The following is a 16,824-nucleotide window of genomic DNA, read 5'->3' as shown; positions in this document are numbered from 1 at the left end:
GAATAAGCCACTCCATTCAGAGTGGCTTTTTTATTCAGTTAAAGGCCCTTTGTTTATGTCGTTGTCAGATCAGATGATCAGCAGCGCATCTCCATAGCTGAAGAACCTGTATTTATCTTTGATTGCTTTTTTATAGGCTTCCATAGCAAGGTCGTAACCGGCAAAAGCGCAGGTCATGATCAGCAGGCTGGTTTTAGGCAGGTGGAAATTGGTCACCAGGCTGTCGGCCACGTTGAAATTATAAGGCGGATGGATAAAATGGTTGGTCCAGCCTTCGCTTGGTTTCAGCATGCGCTGCGCGGTAAAACTGCTTTCCATGGCACGCATGGTGGTGGTACCGATAGAGCAGATGCGGTGCCCGGTTTCCTTTGCTTTATTTACGATACGGCAGGCTTCTTCCGTGATCTGGTAGTATTCGGCATCCATCTTGTGTTTGCTGAGATCTTCTACTTCAATCGGGCGGAATGTACCCAGGCCCGTGTGCAATGTTACTTCTGCAAAGCGGATGCCCTGGATCTCGCAGCGTTTGATCAGTTCCTTGCTGAAGTGCAGGCCGGCAGTGGGTGCTGCAACAGCGCCTTCATATTTGGCATACACGGTCTGGTAACGCTCTTTATCTTCTTCATCCGGCTTGCGCTTGATGTATTTTGGTAAAGGTGTTTCACCCAGGAATTCGAGCATTTTCTTGAAGCTCTCGTCATCATCATCCCACAGGAAACGAATGGTACGGCCGCGGCTGGTAGTATTGTCTATCACTTCTGCTACCAGTTCTTCGTTATCGCCGAAATATAATTTGTTACCTACACGGATCTTTCTTGCGGGATCAACGATCACATCCCATAAACGGTTCGGTTTGTTGAGCTCGCGAAGCAGGAATACTTCGATCTTGGCACCGGTCTTTTCTTTTCTGCCATACATCCTTGCAGGAAATACCTTGGTATTGTTCACTGCAAACACATCCTTATCGTCAAAATATTCCAGGATATCACGGAAATGCTTGTTTTCCATGCTGCCGGTTTTACGGTCAACAACCATCATACGGCTGTCTTCCCTTTTTTTGGTTGGATTTTGTGCGATCAGGTTAAGAGGGAGGTCAAACTTAAATTGAGATAATTTCATGTTACGGCATGATTTTTTTTAGTGAAGTCGGCAAAGGTAAGGAATTTTCACCGGATTTCCCGTGCTCCGGCTCCTGCGTATCAGGCTTTTCCGCCCGGTATGGACGCGATCAGGCGCTGGGTATAAGCACTCTGCGGGCTGTTATATACTTCTTCTGCCAGGCCGCTTTCTTCTATTTTTCCTTTATTCATGACCATGATCCTGTCGCTGATATAACGTACTACCGAAAGGTCGTGGGATATGAATATGGCCGTAAAACCAAACTCTTTTTTCAGGTCGTTCAGCAGGTTGAGTACCTGTGCCTGTACGCTTACATCGAGTGCCGATACACTTTCATCACAGATCACGAAAGATGGATTCAGTGCCAGTGCCCTTGCGATCACGATCCGCTGTCGCTGACCGCCGCTGAATTCGTGCGGATAACGGTTATAATGATCCGGGCTCAGGTTTACTTTCTCCAGCAGTTCATTTACTTTTTCCCTGCGTTGCCGTGCGTCTTTGATGATGCCGTGTACGGCCAGCGGTTCTGCGATAGCGCTGCCGATACTGATGCGCGGATTGAGCGATGAATAGGGGTCCTGGAAAATGATCTGCATATCCCTGCGCAGGCTGCGGATGGTTGACGGGGCTGCACCGAGCAGTTCCGTGCCTTTATAAAAGATGCGTCCGCCTGTAGCAGGCTGCAGCTGAAGTATTGCCCTGCCCAACGTACTTTTCCCGCAACCGGATTCGCCTACCAGTCCCAGTGTTTCTCCTTCCTTCAGTTCAAAGCTCACATGATCCACTGCCCTGGTGTAGCTCGTCACTTTCCCGAGGAAAGTTTTCCTGCCGGGATAATAAACATGGAGGTCTTCCACTTTCAGCAATGTAGCGTCGCTGCTTTTGCTGATAAAGTGATCTTCCGCCGCAGGTAAAACCGACGGGGGAGGTTTCTCATTGCCATCCGCATCCATAAAATCGCTTACAACCGGCAGCCGTTCACCTTTCGGATGGCGGGCAGGGCGGCAGGCGAGCAGGGCGCGGGTATAGGGATGCGCCGGTTGGTTCATCAGCGCGGCTGTTGTATTTTCTTCTACTATTCGTCCGCGGTACATGACCACTACGCGATCGGCTATTTCTGCAACAACGCCAAGGTCGTGCGTGATAAAGATCACCCCCATACCATTCTGCTGTTGCAATTCCTTTATCAGCAGCAGGATATTTTTCTGAACGGTCACGTCGAGTGCGGTGGTAGGCTCATCGCAGATCAGCAGGGAGGGCTCGCAGCTCATAGCCATGGCGATCATGACCCTTTGCTTCTGGCCGCCGCTGAGCTGGTGCGGGTAACGGCTGAACATCTGGCCGGGATCGGGTAGTTGTACTTTTTCAAAAAGTGCCAGCGCCCGTTCCCGGGCTTCTTCTTTTGTAATCTTCCGGTGCTGCATGATGGCTTCCGTTACCTGGTAACCGCAGGTGAGTACGGGATTGAGGGAGGTCATCGGCTCCTGGAAGATCATGGCAATACGGCTGCCTCTTAAGGATTGCAGCATTTCTTCATCTGCTTTCAGCAGGTCGGTGACCCCGTTGCCGGTATCGAACAGGATCTGCCCCGAACAGTATATAGCCGGTGGCTGGGGGAGCAGGCGGAGTACAGACAGCGAAGTGACCGATTTACCGGAGCCCGATTCGCCCACGATGGCAACGATCTCACCGGGATTAACGGTGAGATCCACATGGTGCAGGGCCCTGCTGGTATTGCCGTTGCTGGTAAAATCCACACAAAGCTGCCGGATCTCTAATAAAGGATTGATTGCCATTGCGCCACAAGTTAAACGGAGCGGGGCAATTTCCCAAAACAGCAAGGCTTTGTTATGCAATCTGCATCTTCCGGTAATTTTTACACAACTAAGATTTTATTGCGGGGCTTTCTCCTAATTTTGCCCTCACATTTGTTGGTTTGCCGAAGGATACCGAAAGAAAACAGAAGATTATGACCCGTATATCTTGGTGGAAGTTATTATGTATTGCTTTACTGCTTTATACCTGTTCGGCGGGTTTCCTCGTAAAAGTGCCTGCACCTCCCGGCGTACCGTTACAGGAAACAATACGTAACCTGTTTTTCCATGTGCCTATGTGGATTGGGATGATGGTGCTTTACCTGGTATCTATCGTTTATGCCATCAGGTACCTGCGGAATCCTAATGCGACCGATGATATCTACTCCGCGGAATTTGCACGCGGCGGTACTTTCCTGGGTGTACTCGGGCTGATCACCGGCATGATCTGGGCCAATGCCCAGTGGGGTAAAGCCTGGAGCGGCGATGCCAAACAGAATGGCGCCGCCATTGCGGTACTCATCTACTTCGCTTATTTCGTATTACGCGGCAGCCTGCAGGACGAAGAGAAAAAAGCACGTGTTGGTGCGGTCTATAATATTTTTGCCTTTTTCATGCTCTTCCCCACGATCTGGATATTACCCAGGTTAACAGAAAGTCTGCATCCGGGCGGACAGGGAAGCGAAGGCAATCCCGGTTTAAACCCGAAAGACAGTACACCGGCCATGCGCAGTGTGATGTACCCGGCTTTTATCGGCTGGACATTACTGGGCGTATGGATAACAACTTTACGGATAAGGGTTCAGATCATTCAACAAAAACGTTTAGCAAATGGTTAAATATAAAAAAATAATGATGCTGGTTGTGATGGCCGTAGCCGCACTTACAGTTCAGGCACAGTCTGCAGCAGAAACAGGAACGGATCTCATGCACAGCAATGGCAAGATATATGTGGTGATCGCCTGTGTTGTTACCATTCTCGCAGGTATGTTCGTTTACCTGCTGGCGCTCGACCGCAAGATCAGCAAAATGGAGAAGAAAGGATAGCTCAATAATGTTTGCTCACCAGGCAGTTACTTCGCTGCCTTGCTCAATAAAAGTCAAAAAACAATTAAACGATTAGCTCTATGTCAGATCAAAAACCGTACAGCTTCTTTCAGAGCGTGGAAAGAAGTTTTGATAAAGCGGCCAAATTTACAAAATGGGAAAAGGGGATACTGGAACAGATCAAAGCCTGTAACAGTATTTACAGCATGCGTTTCCCTGTGAAAATGGACGATGGTCGTATCGAAGTTATCGAAGCGTACCGTGTTCAGCATTCACAGCATAAATCTCCCTGTAAAGGCGGTATCCGCTTCAGTGAAGAAGTGAACCAGGATGAAGTGATGGCGCTTGCATCGCTCATGACCTATAAATGTGCCATCGTAAACGTGCCTTTCGGCGGTGGTAAAGGTGGAATCAAGATCAATCCCCGCGAGCACAGTGTGTATGAGCTGGAAAAGATCACACGTCGTTATACAAGCGAACTGGTTAAGAAAAACTTTATCGGTCCTGGTATCGATGTTCCTGCTCCTGATTACGGAACCGGCGAACGTGAAATGGCCTGGATCGTTGATACATATGCTTCACTGAAACCAGGTGAGATAGATGCGGCTGGTTGCGTTACCGGTAAACCTGTTACACAGGGCGGTGTACGCGGCAGAAAAGAAGCAACCGGTCTGGGTGTTTTCTATGGTATCCGCGAGGTATGTAACATGCCCGACATTATGCAGAAGCAAGGTCTTGCTGTAGGTGTGGAAGGAAAGACCGTAGTAGTACAGGGCCTGGGTAACGTAGGTTACCATAGTGCCAAATTTTTCCGTGAACACGGATCCAAAGTAGTAGCTATTGCAGAATATGAAGGTGCTATCTACAGTGCAGACGGCCTGAACGAAGAAGAAGTATTCCAGCACAGGAAAAAAACAGGTTCTATCCTTAATTTCCCTGGTGCACAGAACCTGCCTTCAAGCAATGAAGCGCTGGAACTGGAATGCGATATCCTGATCCCTGCTGCCCTGGAAAACGTGATCAATGGTGAGAATGCACCAAAGGTCAAGGCAAAGATCATCGGCGAAGCAGCCAATGGTCCGCTGACTCCTGAAGCAGATGAAATCCTGGCAGGCAAAGGTGTACTGGTTGTACCAGATATGTACCTGAATGCCGGTGGTGTAACCGTATCTTATTTCGAATGGCTGAAAAACCTCAGTCACGTACGTTACGGACGTATGGAAAAAAGATTCACCGAGAACATGAACAGCCATATCCTGGGCCAGATCGAATCACTCACAGGCAAAAGTGTAACCGATACAGAGCGTAAGTTCATCATGCACGGACCTGAGGAAGTAGACCTGGTACACAGTGGACTGGAAGAAACCATGATCACCGCAACCCGCGAAATCATGGAGATCTGGAAGAACAATCCTGAAATTCCGGATATGCGTACCGCTGCGTATGTTTGCGCGATCAACAAAGTTGGGACCTCTTATGCAGAACTGGGTATCTTCCCATAATGCATGCTTACATACTGAAATTGAAACCCGGTACCTGCATGGTGCCGGGTTTTGTTTTATGATGGTCAGATGAAATCGGGGAAACTGCTGAGCTCGGTGGCCACGCCGCCGGCAATACTGAAACCGCGGGTATAATGACCATTGGAAAGTATAAGATAACTGGTTTGCAAACCTGTATTATAATGAAGGATCTGCCTGAGTACCGATTCATTCAGCGGAACATCCGGTTCCTTGCATTCGATCAGTAACCAGGGCCTGGCATCTTTGTAGACCACCAGGTCGAAACGCCGGCGCATTTCACCGAGCCGGATCTCTTTTTCAACAGCGATGAGAGATGCCGGGTATTGTTTGGTCTGCAAAAGGTATTGAAGCAGGTTCTGACGTACCCATTCCTCCGGCGTAAGCCTGATCCAGCGTTTGCGGAGCGGGTCGAAAATAAAGGCTTTTTCTCCTTCTTTCTTTATCCTGTGATCGTATGAAGGATAGGTTATTTTAATCATTACCGTTGAAACCGGGCTGTTTTTTTGTATTTTAGCCAATTAACTTTTCAAATATACCCATTGTAAGGTCATAATATAAATGCACTATGAAATCGAAAGAAGATATCGTTAACAACTGGCTTCCGCGCTATACGGGTGAGAAACTCGAGAACTTTGGCAAGTACATACTGCTGACCAACTTCAGCAACTATGTGCACATGTTTGCCGAATGGAACAAAGTAAAAGTGGTTGGGGCCGACAGGCCGATGCAGTGTGCTACGGCTGAAGGCATTACCATCATCAATTTCGGTATGGGAAGTCCGGGTGCAGCTACTGTAATGGACCTGCTTACCGCGATCCGGCCCGAAGCGGTACTTTTCCTGGGTAAATGCGGCGGCCTGAAAAAAAGGAATAAACTGGGTGATCTGATCCTGCCGATCGCGGCGATCAGGGGTGAAGGTACTTCCAACGATTATTTCCCTGCAGAAGTACCCGCAATGCCGGCATTTGCTTTGCAGAAAGCCATTTCAACCACAATCCGCGATTATAAGGTAGACTACTGGACCGGTACCGTATATACCACCAACCGCCGCGTGTGGGAGCACGACGAAGAGTTCAAAGCTTATTTAACCAAAGTACGTGCTTACGCCATCGATATGGAAACCGCCACCATTTTCACGGTAGGTTTTTACAATAAGATCCCGACCGGAGCATTGCTGCTGGTCAGCGACCAGCCGATGATACCTGAAGGTGTAAAAACAGAAGAAAGCGATAAAAAGATCACGGCTACTTTCGTGGAAAAACACCTGAAGATCGGCATCGATTCACTCAAACAGCTGATCAATAACGGCCTTACCGTAAGGCACCTGCGTTTTTAATCTTTCCAGAGAAAAGGGAAGAGGATCACCGCAAGCACTGCAACCATCAGGTCGAGACCGGTCAGCAGCAATACGATCTGCAGTAAGCTATCCTGCACTACAGCGGAGAAGGCAGTCTGCGATAACTTCATGAGCAGCATCAGCTGCGGAATGATGATCGGAAAACCCAGAATGGCCATTAATGCGTTCTGCTGCTGGGCTTTCGCTGCAATAGCCGCCAGGAAGGTAAATACCATACCCAGGCTGATCCCGCCCAGGAATGCGATCCCCACAAACTGAAGTGCATTGTTCAGCGGATTTCCGAGCAGTACCGTGAATACGGCAAGCCCCAGCAGGCTCATAACCATCATGAGCACCATATTGAAAAGCAGCTTGGACAATACAAAATCGCGGGGTCCGGCTATCGAATAAAAATAGAGCATCCTGCCCCGGTTTTCCTGGAGAAAGCTTTTGGCAACAGCGTTTACACATACAAACAGCTGGATAATCCAGAACAGGGCATTCCATACATGATCTTCCGGTTCACCCATAATGAGGTATACCACGAATGTAGTGGATGCGATATACAGCAGTATACCATAAATGGTATACTGTTGCCGTATTTCCAGCAGCAGGTCTTTTTTTACCAGGGTCAGTATTGTGGGCTTACTTTTCATGGTAACATTTACGGCATCTGGGTTCATAAGTATCTTTTTCGCCGAGCAGCACCTGGGATTCGTCCTGTGTTTTCCGGTAAGAAACGTTGGCAATATTGCCGCATTTCATACAGATCGCGTGGAGTTTGGTAATATAGTCTGCAATGGCAAGCAGGTTGGGCATCTGGCCGAACGGGCGGCCGAGATAGTCCATGTCCAGTCCTGCCACAATTACCCGTATTCCCCTGAGTGCCAGTGTTTCACATACGTTCATGATCTCATCGTCGAAAAACTGTGCTTCATCGATGCCTACCACGTCCACATCCTGCGCAAGCAGTAAAATCGTCTGTGAATTTTCGATGGGGGTAGAGTGGATGCTGTTGGAGTCGTGGCTTACCACTTCCACTTCATCATATCTCGTATCAATGGCCGGTTTGAATATTTCCGTTTTCAGGTTGGCAATCCTTGCCCGCTTCAGTCTGCGGATCAGTTCTTCCGTTTTACCACTGAACATACTGCCGCAGATCACTTCAATCCAGCCCCTTCTTTCACCTGTTAAATTAGGTTCAATAAACATCTGTATAATAAATTATGAGATAAAACGTTATTAACTTTAACCGTCCTGTAATTGGTAACCCCCAAATGTATTACATACTATGGAAAGAGTGGGCACGTTAATCAATAAACTGAAAGAACAGTACGATCAGCATGCTGATGCGGGCAGGCTGACCGTTACCGCAAGCCTGCTGCTGGCCGAGCTGCAGTTATTGCAGCAACAGGTGGGTAATACCAGGACCGGTAAAGTGGCCGTGGTGATGCCCGGCTTTACGAACAGCATTCCCGCGGCACCGCAACCTGTAATGGCTCCGGTTGCCAAACCAGTCCCTGTACGGGAACCTGAACCTGTAAGAGAGGCCCGCGAACTCAGCGAAGAGCCGAATGGCTGGTTATACGATACCCCGGTTGAAATTCCTACACTGATGCACCAGGAACCGGTGGCCGTTCCTGTGAAGGAAGTATATGAGCTGAATGAATCCATGATGTCTGATGGCGGCAACAGTATGAATGAAAAACTGCGCGAAGAGCGTGTTGAAATAGCCGCTGCTCTGCAGGGCGCTCCTATCCGCGATCTTAAGAAAGTCATCGGCATCAACGACCGTTATCTTTTTGTAAACGACCTGTTCCGCGGCGATGAGAACATGTATGAAAGAAGCATGAAGACGATCAATGGATTCAATATTTATCCTGAAGCCCAGTACTGGATCCAGCGTGAACTGAAAGTAAAAATGGGCTGGAACGAAGGCAGTGAAACCGTTAAACTGTTCGATCAGATCGTTAAAAGACGGTTTTCCTGAAGCACCTGCATGATCTGATCTGTTGCGCCCCCGTGCGTGCGTACATAATTCCCGGCTGCGGCTGCAGCTTTTCCGAATACCTCATTATCGTTCAGCAGAATATCCAGCTGTTGCTCCAGGTGAATGGCATCCGCAATGCTGAATGCTCCGCCTGCATCTATCAGTTCATCAGCTTCTATAAATTTATCATAGACAGGTCCGAATACAACCGGTATGCCGTATACAGCTGCTTCGAGGCAGTTATGGATGCCGCTGTCGCCAAACCCGCCGCCGATATAAGCGATATCAGCATAATGGTACAGCCTGCTGAGCATACCTATATTATCTACGATGAGTGTATTGATTCCTTCCGGTAACGGTTGCTCCTGCTGCAGGTATTGTGTATACTGCGAATACAGCATTGCATGTTTGTAGAGTTGCAGGCATTCCTGCAGCCTGCCGGGTTCTATATCGTGCGGGGCAATGATAAACCTTAGTGCTGTTCTCGTATTGGCATAATGATCCAGGGCTTCATCATCGTCTGTCCAGGTGCTGCCGGCCACAATAACCCTGTGCCCCTTACAAAAATGTTCAGCTGCGGCAACAGGTGTAAAACCGGCAGCAATACTGATGACCCTGTCGAACCTTGTATCGCCGCTTACCTGTACATTCTTTCCGAAACCGATACTTTGCAAAAGGCCGGCCGACTCGTTATTCTGAACAAACAGGAAACTGAAAGCATTCAGCATTTTCCTGTGAAAGCCGCCATACCATTTGAAGAAAGGCTGGGAGGCTCTGAAGATACCGGATACCAGTACCAGGGGAATATTACGCTGCTTTGCTTCCTGCAGGTAATAATGCCAGAATTCGTATTTCACAAACAGTACAAGCGAAGGCTGAACGATATGGAAGAAACGGCTGGCATTGGCAGGAGAATCCATGGGCAGGTAACAGATATGATCTGCACCTTCATAGGATTTCCTCACTTCATAACCCGAGGGCGAAAAGAATGTAAGCAGGATCTTATAGCCGGGGTATTGTTTGCGGATGGCTTCCAGTAATGGCCGGCCCTGCTCAAATTCACCGAGCGAGGCACAGTGCATCCAGATCACCGGCTGATGATTGGTGTGAAAAAAAGAAGACAACGTTCTGAACACACGCCTGCGGCCTTTATACCATAACCTTGCCTTACGGTTATACAGCCCTGTAACCCAGGCAAGACGCGGGTAAAGTAAAATGAAAATATGGTAGATCAGCCGCAACGGTAAATGATTTGCAGTACAAATAAACAAATTATATCGGGGAAGGTAGCCGGTAAACAGAAATACCTTACCCGGGATACCGTAAGCAGGAGCTAACAAGCGCTTTTTGCAGTAGTTTTGTTGTTATAAAGAATAGCTGTGATATGAGACCAATACAAATGGTGGATACTAAAAGCCAGTATCTCAAGATCAAAACGGAAGTAGATGCCGCTTTACAGGAAGTACTGGACAGTGCTGCATATATTAATGGCAAGGCAGTACAGGATTTTACAACCGCATTAAACACTTATACCGGTGCCGGATATACAATACCATGTGCAAACGGCACTGATGCATTGCAGATAGCCATGATGGCGCTGGACCTGCAGCCGGGCGATGAAGTGATCACTCCTTCATTTACCTATATCGCTACAACCGAAGTAGTAGCATTGCTGCGCCTGAAACCGGTATTTGTGGAAGTAGATCCGAAGACCTTCTGTATCGATCCGGAAGCGGTACGTAAAGCCATTACTCCCAAAACAAAGGCAATTGTGCCTGTTCACCTGTATGGACAAGCCGCACCTATGGAAGCGATCATGGCTATTGCAGAAGAACACGGGCTTTACGTAATAGAAGACAATGCACAGGCTATCGGCTGTGATTATACCTTTTCCGACGGCACAAAGAAAAAGACCGGCACTATCGGCACCATTGGAACAACCTCTTTTTACCCGAGCAAAAACCTGGGCGCTTACGGTGACGGCGGTGCCATTTTCACCAATGATGAAACACTGGCGGCAAAGATCAGAATGATCGCCAATCACGGGCAGAAAGAACGTTACTACCATGAAGTGGTAGGCTGTAACTCAAGGCTCGACTCCATGCAGGCAGCTATCCTGAATGTAAAACTGAAACGTCTCGATGAATACAGTGCGGCAAGGCAGGCAGTTGCAGATCATTACAACAAATCATTCGCAGATAACGACAGGATCATTACACCGCATGTGGCAGCTTATACCAACCACGTATATCATCAGTATACACTGGTGCTTGAAGGTGTGGATCGCGACGGACTGAACAAATACCTGGCAGAACAGAAAATACCTTCCATGATCTATTACCCCGTTCCGGGACATAAACAACGGATGTTCGCTTCTTTCGGCCTGCCCGAACTGGAATTGAAACATACCGACTGGTTAACAGCACGTGTGATCTCATTGCCTGTTCATACCGAAATGGATACAGAACAATTGAACTATATTGCGGAACATGTGTTGACTTATATAAACCAATAATTATGAAAATAGCCGTTATCGGAACCGGTTATGTAGGGCTGGTTACAGGAACCTGTTTTGCAGAAACCGGAAATAAGGTGATCTGTGTTGATATTGATAAAGCGAAAGTTGACAAACTGTCTAACGGAGAGATCACTATCTATGAACCAGGTCTTGAAAAGCTATTCCTGCGTAACCTGAAAGAAGGTCGCCTTCAATTTACTACAGACCTGGCTACGGGAGTAGATACAGCAGAGATCATTTTTCTGGCACTGCCAACGCCGCCCGGCGAAGACGGATCAGCAGATCTGCGTTATGTATTGGGCGTTGCAGATGATCTCGGTAAGATTATGACTGATTATAAAGTGATCGTTGATAAAAGCACCGTTCCGGTAGGTACGGCAGAAAAAGTACATGCCGCCATTGCTGCAAATTATAAAGGAGCTTTCGACGTAGTGAGCAATCCCGAATTCCTGCGCGAAGGTGTGGCAGTAGACGATTTTATGAAGCCAGACAGGGTAGTGGTGGGTACCAATTCCGAAAGAGCTAGAAAAGCAATGAGCGATTTGTATGCACCATTCGTAAGACAGGGCAACCCCGTGATCTTTATGGATGAAAAATCAGCCGAGCTTACCAAATATGCGGCGAATTCATTCCTTGCTACAAAGATATCTTTCATGAATGAGATCGCGCAGCTTTGCGAAAGACTGGGCGCAGATGTGGATATGGTACGCCGGGGTATCGGCAGTGATGAACGTATCGGTAAACGATTCCTGTTCCCGGGTATCGGTTACGGCGGCAGCTGCTTCCCGAAAGACGTACAGGCACTGATCCGCTCATCCGAAGAAGCTTCCTATGATTTCAAAATACTGAAAGCAGTAGAGGATGTAAATGCTATCCAGAAAAAACACCTGATACCCAAAATCAGCGCATTCTTTAATAATGATCTGTCCGGTAAACATTTTGCACTGTGGGGACTAGCGTTTAAACCGAATACGGACGATATCCGCGAAGCACCCGCCTTAAGCATTATTGATGAACTGGTATCACGCGGATCTACCATAACCGCTTTTGATCCTGAAGCAATGGGGAATGTAAAAAAACTGATCGGCGATAAAATCTCTTATGCTTCCAGTCAGTACGATGCATTGAAAAATGCAGACGCCCTGATCATTGCAACTGAATGGAGTGAATTCAGAACCCCCGATTTTGAAATGATCGGCAGCAACCTGAAGGCTAAGGTCATTTTTGACGGACGTAATCTTTTCGACAGCAAATACATTCTTGAACTGGGCTACCATTATGAAAGTATCGGAAGACCATAATTCATACCACATGAGCAGAAAAAGAATATTGATCACCGGTGCGGCCGGTTTCCTGGGTTCGCATCTCTGCGACAGGTTTATCAGAGAAGATTACCATGTTATTGCTATGGACAATCTGATCACCGGTGATCTGCGTAATATCGAGCACCTGTTCAAACTGGAAAATTTTGAATTCTTTCATCATGACGTGAGCAAGTTCATTCATGTGGCGGGTCATCTTGATTATATACTCCATTTTGCATCGCCTGCAAGCCCTATCGATTATCTCAAGATCCCGATCCAGACGCTTAAAGTGGGGGCATTGGGAACACATAATTGCCTGGGCCTCGCAAAAGAAAAAAAAGCCCGGATCCTGGTAGCTTCCACCAGTGAAGTATACGGCGATCCGCTGGTGCATCCGCAAACGGAAGAATACTGGGGCAATGTAAACCCGGTTGGTCCGCGCGGCGTATACGATGAGGCAAAAAGGTTCATGGAGTCCATCACCATGGCCTATCATACTTACCATAATGTGGAAACAAGGATCATACGGATCTTCAACACTTATGGCCCGAGAATGCGCCTTAACGACGGCCGCGCATTGCCTGCTTTTATCGGCCAGGCTTTACGCGGTGAAGACCTGACTGTATTCGGCGACGGCAGCCAGACCCGTTCATTCTGTTATGTAGACGACCTGGTGGAAGGTATTTACCGTTTGCTGATGAGCGATTACGCGCAGCCTGTCAACATCGGGAACCCGAACGAAATATCACTGAAAGATTTTGCAGAAGAAGTATTGAAGCTGACGGGATCTTCAGTTAAGATCAGTTATAAACCACTTCCGGTTGATGATCCCAAACAAAGAAGGCCGGATATTACCAAAGCAAAAAGCCTGCTTGGCTGGGAACCCACTGTTGACAGGGCCGAAGGATTGAAAAGAACGTACGAGTATTTTAAATCCTTACCCAAAGAAGAATGGTCAAGGCAACCCAAGGAGTTCAAAAAATAATTCAACACAGGCCATGAATTTCATGGCCTTTATTTATCGCTTATGGCAAAACCATTGATTGTTGTTACCGGTAAAAACGGACAGCTGGGCAGAGAACTGGAAACACTTGCAGCATCTTTTACCGGGCTGGATTTTCTCTTTACCGGGCGTGAGGAACTTGATCTGAACAATCCTGACAGTATTCCTGCATTCTTTAAAGAACACCGGCCTGCTTATGTTGTCAATTGCGCAGCTTATACTGCAGTTGATAAAGCAGAAACCGAAAGGGAAACGGCTTATGCGGTGAATGCTGTTGCTGCCGGTAATATTGCAAAAGCCTGCGAGGAATTGAATGCGGTGTATATCGGGATTTCGACGGATTATGTCTTTAACGGCAATGGTACATCGCCTTATCTTACAACTGCAGATTGTGACCCTGTCAATTATTATGGTTACTCGAAATATATGGGTGAACAACTGGCAAGGGAGTTTTGCAGTAAAAGCATCATCATTCGAACATCATGGGTGTACAGCAGGTATGGAAATAATTTTGTGAAGACGATGCTGCGCCTCATGAAAGAAAGGCCGGAGATCAGGGTGGTCAACGATCAGCTTGGTTCGCCTACCTGGGCAGCAGATATTGCGGCTGCCATTGTACAGGTGATACAGCAGATAGAAGCAGGCAAAGCGGTCTATGGTATCTATCATTATACCGGCAAGGGAGTTATTTCCTGGTATGATTTTGCATTGGCGATCCGCGATACTGCACAGCTCAGCTGCGAAGTGCTTCCGATACCGAGTTCTGCATATCCTACGCCGGCAAAACGCCCCGCTTATTCAGCACTGGATACAGCTGCTTTTACAAAAGATTACGGTATACTGCCCAAAGATTGGAACACAGCTTTGCAGGAATGTATCCGGCAATTGTCATGATCCTGACAGAAGCCTGTTAAGCGGGAAAATACAAATGGAAATCGGTGCCGGCACCCGGGGTTCCGTCTGCTGTAATATAGCCGTTATGCATCTGCATGATCTGCCTGCACAATGCGAGTCCTACGCCTGAACCTGCATATTCGCTCTGGTTATGCAGCCTGGTAAAGACTTTGAAGATATTTTCCTTATGAATATTATCGAGTCCTATGCCATTATCGGATATGGTGATCTTTGAAAAGCGTCTGGCCGGATCCGGTGCAGCCTCATAAGGCTGATCTGCCAGGCAGCTGATCCTGATGCGCAGTTCAACATCTTTCCTGCGGAATTTGATAGCATTGCGGATCAGGTTTACAAACAGCTGGTGCAATAAAAGTTCAACGCCTTTTACCACCGGCAGGTCATCGATAACAACATACCTGGAAAGATCGTTGACGTCTTCTTTTATTTCGGCGATCACTTCCTTGAGCAGTTCATTCAGGTTTACATCGAGGTGCTGGTTGTCTGTATGCCTGAGCCGCGCATAAGAGGTGATATCGGTGATGAGTCTTTGCATGCGGTTGGCAGAAGCATTCATTTTACGCAATGAATCAATCACCACTTCTGAAACATCTTTTTGTTCCCTTGAAAGTATGCGGGATGAAAAGACCTGGATTTTGCGTAAAGGTTCTTTAAGATCGTGGGTACTGATCCAGTTGATGTTTTCCAGTTCATCATTAGCTTCTTTCAGCTGCACGCTTAATTCGCGGTATTTGATTTCTTCTTCGCTCAGTGCGAGCATGTGAATATGTTTCTGCAGCGCATTGGCAAAAGTACCGGTAGCACTGATCTCCGGGTTTTCCCAGCGCAGGCTCCTGCATTTGATGATCTGACGCCATAAAGCAAAAGAATTGCGCGGCGACAAACCTTTTTCATTTTTGATGATGGCTTTATCCGGATCGCCGGCCCAATGCACTTCTTCATTCGTTTCGGGTCTGAACCAGATAATGCAGTTCTGCCCATGTCCTTCCAGCGCATAATAAAGAATGCCCGATGCGGTATTGCAATCATTGCCGGCTTCAGGATATACAGCTGATAAACGGGTTGTCTGGAAAAAAGGTCTGTGGTTATTACTGTCAAGAAATTGCAGCAGCTGGCGGATTTTATCATCAGCCGGTGTGTTTCCTGCTTTATAAATGACATCATTGTGCATAATAGCAATACCTCCGGCCTTGCATACTTCCAGCAATTCAGGACGCTGTACCATATCTGCAAATGAAAGCCGGTTCAGTTCATTGGGATACAGTAATAGTTGTTCGAGTGAAGTATTCACCCTTTTGGCTATTTCGTATTCTTCTGCCACTTCCCGTACCCGGATCTGCGAAGTAAGCAATTGAGCCATGAGCTGGGCGGACACTCTTGTGTATGCTGAAAGATGTTTAGGTCCGCTGTAATGATGGCAGGCGATCAGGCCCCATAATTTTCCTTCATGCAGCAGTGAAATGGTAAGCGTGGCACGAACGCCGATATTCTGCAGGTAAGCAATATGTATGGGCGATACACTGCGCAGCGATGCCATTCCGAGATCGAGATTTTTGTCTTTTGCATCGTCGATGGTGAAAAGCGGTGCCGGTGTATAATCAACGTCAACAATCACACGAAGCAGGTTCTTGATATAGAGCTGCCTTGCCTGTGCCGGTATATCCGTATGCGGGTAACGTAAGCCCAGAAAAGGTTCGAGGTATTCTTCCCTTTCTTCCGCAAAAACCTCACCATTATAATCCTCATCAAAACGATACACCATCACGCGGTCGTAACCCGTTATTTTCCTGATCTGCGAAGCCACGTTCTGGCAGAGTTTCTGCAGGGTATCAGACGACTGCAATGCGTGGATGGAGTCCAGGCTGAGGTTGTATAATGCTGTAAGCTGCAGGCTGTCTGCCTGTGCAGGCTCGAGTTCTGCAATAATAGTATCACCGCTTTTGTGCACGAAACAACTGAAGCTTTTACCGGCGCAGCTTACGGTAACGGACGATTGTGGCTGTGCAGCGGCCGTTGCAAGCAGTTGCAAAGGATCTTCCGTATCAAAAAGGGCCGTTGCCGGTTTTCCGAGCAGGGAACGGTAATCCAAAGAAATAAAATTGCTGACGTTCGCGCTGCAGAAATCGATCATTCCTGACGCCGTAATGCCAGCCAGGAAACCATGCGGCTGAATACTGCCCGGGATATGGATAGGTTCCTCGTCGCAGTTCTCCAGGTTTACTATATCCTTATTTACAATGTCTTTGATCTTCATACCG

The 16,824-nt window shown here is 47.6% G+C and carries 16 protein-coding genes; 9 read left to right on the top strand and 7 right to left on the bottom strand.

What is annotated here, in order from left to right; all coding sequences use genetic code 11:
- Positions 1–69: 69 nt before the first annotated feature.
- Positions 70–1,119: a tRNA preQ1(34) S-adenosylmethionine ribosyltransferase-isomerase QueA gene (gene queA, locus B5D42_RS13290; protein ID WP_078832007.1), complete on the bottom strand. Its 1,050-nt coding sequence runs from the start codon at positions 1,117–1,119 to the stop codon at positions 70–72.
- Positions 1,120–1,199: 80 nt separating this feature from the next.
- Positions 1,200–2,915, bottom strand: a complete 1,716-nt coding sequence (locus B5D42_RS13285; protein WP_078832006.1) for an ABC transporter ATP-binding protein — start codon at positions 2,913–2,915, stop codon at positions 1,200–1,202.
- A gap of 173 nt (positions 2,916–3,088) precedes the next feature.
- Between B5D42_RS13285 and ccsA the strand changes: the two genes are divergently transcribed.
- The 3 genes from ccsA (at position 3,089) to B5D42_RS13270 (ending at position 5,482) form a co-directional block, all read left to right on the top strand.
- On the top strand, positions 3,089–3,772 hold the full coding sequence (ccsA, locus tag B5D42_RS13280) for a cytochrome c biogenesis protein CcsA (RefSeq protein WP_078832099.1): 684 nt from the start codon (positions 3,089–3,091) through the stop codon (positions 3,770–3,772).
- Positions 3,765–3,980 carry a CcmD family protein gene (locus B5D42_RS13275; protein WP_245825683.1) on the top strand — a complete coding sequence of 72 codons (216 nt, stop codon included), beginning with the start codon at positions 3,765–3,767 and terminating at the stop codon, positions 3,978–3,980. The genes ccsA and B5D42_RS13275 overlap by 8 nt, the downstream gene beginning before the upstream one ends.
- Positions 3,981–4,060: 80 nt before the next feature.
- A complete protein-coding gene (locus tag B5D42_RS13270) occupies positions 4,061–5,482 on the top strand; it encodes a Glu/Leu/Phe/Val family dehydrogenase (protein WP_078832005.1) in 1,422 nt (473 codons plus the stop codon).
- Between the two features lie 65 nt (positions 5,483–5,547).
- Here the strand turns inward: B5D42_RS13270 and B5D42_RS13265 are convergent, their stop codons facing one another.
- A complete protein-coding gene (locus B5D42_RS13265; protein ID WP_078832004.1) occupies positions 5,548–5,982 on the bottom strand; it encodes a type I restriction enzyme HsdR N-terminal domain-containing protein in 435 nt (144 codons plus the stop codon).
- An 86-nt stretch (positions 5,983–6,068) separates the two neighbouring features.
- Here B5D42_RS13265 and B5D42_RS13260 point away from each other — a divergent pair, with 86 nt between their 5' ends.
- Positions 6,069–6,839 (top strand): AMP nucleosidase, encoded by a 771-nt coding sequence (locus B5D42_RS13260; RefSeq protein WP_078832003.1) that lies wholly within the window; start codon positions 6,069–6,071, stop codon positions 6,837–6,839.
- Here the strand turns inward: B5D42_RS13260 and B5D42_RS13255 are convergent.
- Both B5D42_RS13255 and B5D42_RS13250 read right to left on the bottom strand, forming a co-directional pair.
- Positions 6,836–7,522 carry a heme exporter protein CcmB gene (locus tag B5D42_RS13255; RefSeq protein WP_245825680.1) on the bottom strand — a complete coding sequence of 229 codons (687 nt, stop codon included), beginning with the start codon at positions 7,520–7,522 and terminating at the stop codon, positions 6,836–6,838. The two genes, B5D42_RS13260 and B5D42_RS13255, sit on opposite strands and share 4 nt — an antisense overlap.
- Positions 7,485–8,051, bottom strand: coding sequence for a thymidine kinase (locus B5D42_RS13250; protein ID WP_078832001.1), 567 nt, complete (start codon positions 8,049–8,051; stop codon positions 7,485–7,487). The genes B5D42_RS13255 and B5D42_RS13250 overlap by 38 nt, the downstream gene beginning before the upstream one ends.
- 79 nt (positions 8,052–8,130) lie before the next feature.
- Between B5D42_RS13250 and B5D42_RS13245 the strand changes: the two genes are divergently transcribed.
- Positions 8,131–8,829, top strand: a complete 699-nt coding sequence (locus tag B5D42_RS13245) for a DUF8457 domain-containing protein (protein ID WP_078832000.1) — start codon at positions 8,131–8,133, stop codon at positions 8,827–8,829.
- On the opposite strand, the gene B5D42_RS13240 is transcribed toward B5D42_RS13245, so the two are convergent.
- Positions 8,802–10,070, bottom strand: coding sequence for a 3-deoxy-D-manno-octulosonic acid transferase (locus tag B5D42_RS13240; RefSeq protein WP_078831999.1), 1,269 nt, complete (start codon positions 10,068–10,070; stop codon positions 8,802–8,804). The genes B5D42_RS13245 and B5D42_RS13240 overlap by 28 nt on opposite strands.
- Positions 10,071–10,213: 143 nt before the next feature.
- On the opposite strand from B5D42_RS13240, the gene B5D42_RS13235 reads away from it, so the two are divergent.
- The 4 genes from B5D42_RS13235 to rfbD are packed head-to-tail and all read left to right on the top strand — an operon-like array spanning position 10,214 to position 14,548.
- The gene (locus tag B5D42_RS13235; RefSeq protein ID WP_078831998.1) at positions 10,214–11,344 is read left to right on the top strand and encodes a DegT/DnrJ/EryC1/StrS family aminotransferase; all 1,131 of its coding nucleotides are present in this window, start codon (positions 10,214–10,216) and stop codon (positions 11,342–11,344) included.
- 2 nt (positions 11,345–11,346) lie between these two features.
- On the top strand, positions 11,347–12,648 hold the full coding sequence (locus B5D42_RS13230) for a UDP-glucose dehydrogenase family protein (protein WP_078831997.1): 1,302 nt from the start codon (positions 11,347–11,349) through the stop codon (positions 12,646–12,648).
- 10 nt (positions 12,649–12,658) lie between these two features.
- Complete coding sequence (locus B5D42_RS13225) at positions 12,659–13,636, top strand: UDP-glucuronic acid decarboxylase family protein (RefSeq protein ID WP_078832097.1); 978 nt, start codon at positions 12,659–12,661, stop codon at positions 13,634–13,636.
- Positions 13,637–13,678: 42 nt separating this feature from the next.
- A complete protein-coding gene (rfbD, locus tag B5D42_RS13220) occupies positions 13,679–14,548 on the top strand; it encodes a dTDP-4-dehydrorhamnose reductase (RefSeq protein WP_078831996.1) in 870 nt (289 codons plus the stop codon).
- Positions 14,549–14,564: 16 nt separating this feature from the next.
- Here rfbD and B5D42_RS13215 read toward each other — a convergent pair whose 3' ends face one another.
- Entirely contained in the window at positions 14,565–16,820 is a 2,256-nt protein-coding gene (locus tag B5D42_RS13215; RefSeq protein WP_078831995.1) for an ATP-binding protein, read from the bottom strand.
- Positions 16,821–16,824 lie beyond the last annotated feature (4 nt).

The sequence above is a fragment of the Sediminibacterium ginsengisoli genome, from assembly GCF_900167075.1.
In the GTDB taxonomy this organism is placed as follows: domain Bacteria; phylum Bacteroidota; class Bacteroidia; order Chitinophagales; family Chitinophagaceae; genus Sediminibacterium; species Sediminibacterium ginsengisoli.
The sequence above is the reverse complement of the archived record's forward strand: the minus strand, read 5'-3'. Positions and strand labels throughout refer to the sequence as shown.

Coding starts and splice junctions, on each gene's coding strand:
- queA (WP_078832007.1), bottom strand. CDS start 1,119: ATGAAATTATCTCAATTTAAGTTTGACCTCCCTCTTAACCTGATCGCA.
- B5D42_RS13285 (WP_078832006.1), bottom strand. CDS start 2,915: ATGGCAATCAATCCTTTATTAGAGATCCGGCAGCTTTGTGTGGATTTT.
- ccsA (WP_078832099.1), top strand. CDS start 3,089: ATGACCCGTATATCTTGGTGGAAGTTATTATGTATTGCTTTACTGCTT.
- B5D42_RS13275 (WP_245825683.1), top strand. CDS start 3,765: ATGGTTAAATATAAAAAAATAATGATGCTGGTTGTGATGGCCGTAGCC.
- B5D42_RS13270 (WP_078832005.1), top strand. CDS start 4,061: ATGTCAGATCAAAAACCGTACAGCTTCTTTCAGAGCGTGGAAAGAAGT.
- B5D42_RS13265 (WP_078832004.1), bottom strand. CDS start 5,982: ATGATTAAAATAACCTATCCTTCATACGATCACAGGATAAAGAAAGAA.
- B5D42_RS13260 (WP_078832003.1), top strand. CDS start 6,069: ATGAAATCGAAAGAAGATATCGTTAACAACTGGCTTCCGCGCTATACG.
- B5D42_RS13255 (WP_245825680.1), bottom strand. CDS start 7,522: ATGAACCCAGATGCCGTAAATGTTACCATGAAAAGTAAGCCCACAATA.
- B5D42_RS13250 (WP_078832001.1), bottom strand. CDS start 8,051: ATGTTTATTGAACCTAATTTAACAGGTGAAAGAAGGGGCTGGATTGAA.
- B5D42_RS13245 (WP_078832000.1), top strand. CDS start 8,131: ATGGAAAGAGTGGGCACGTTAATCAATAAACTGAAAGAACAGTACGAT.
- B5D42_RS13235 (WP_078831998.1), top strand. CDS start 10,214: ATGAGACCAATACAAATGGTGGATACTAAAAGCCAGTATCTCAAGATC.
- B5D42_RS13230 (WP_078831997.1), top strand. CDS start 11,347: ATGAAAATAGCCGTTATCGGAACCGGTTATGTAGGGCTGGTTACAGGA.
- B5D42_RS13225 (WP_078832097.1), top strand. CDS start 12,659: ATGAGCAGAAAAAGAATATTGATCACCGGTGCGGCCGGTTTCCTGGGT.
- rfbD (WP_078831996.1), top strand. CDS start 13,679: ATGGCAAAACCATTGATTGTTGTTACCGGTAAAAACGGACAGCTGGGC.
- B5D42_RS13215 (WP_078831995.1), bottom strand. CDS start 16,820: ATGAAGATCAAAGACATTGTAAATAAGGATATAGTAAACCTGGAGAAC.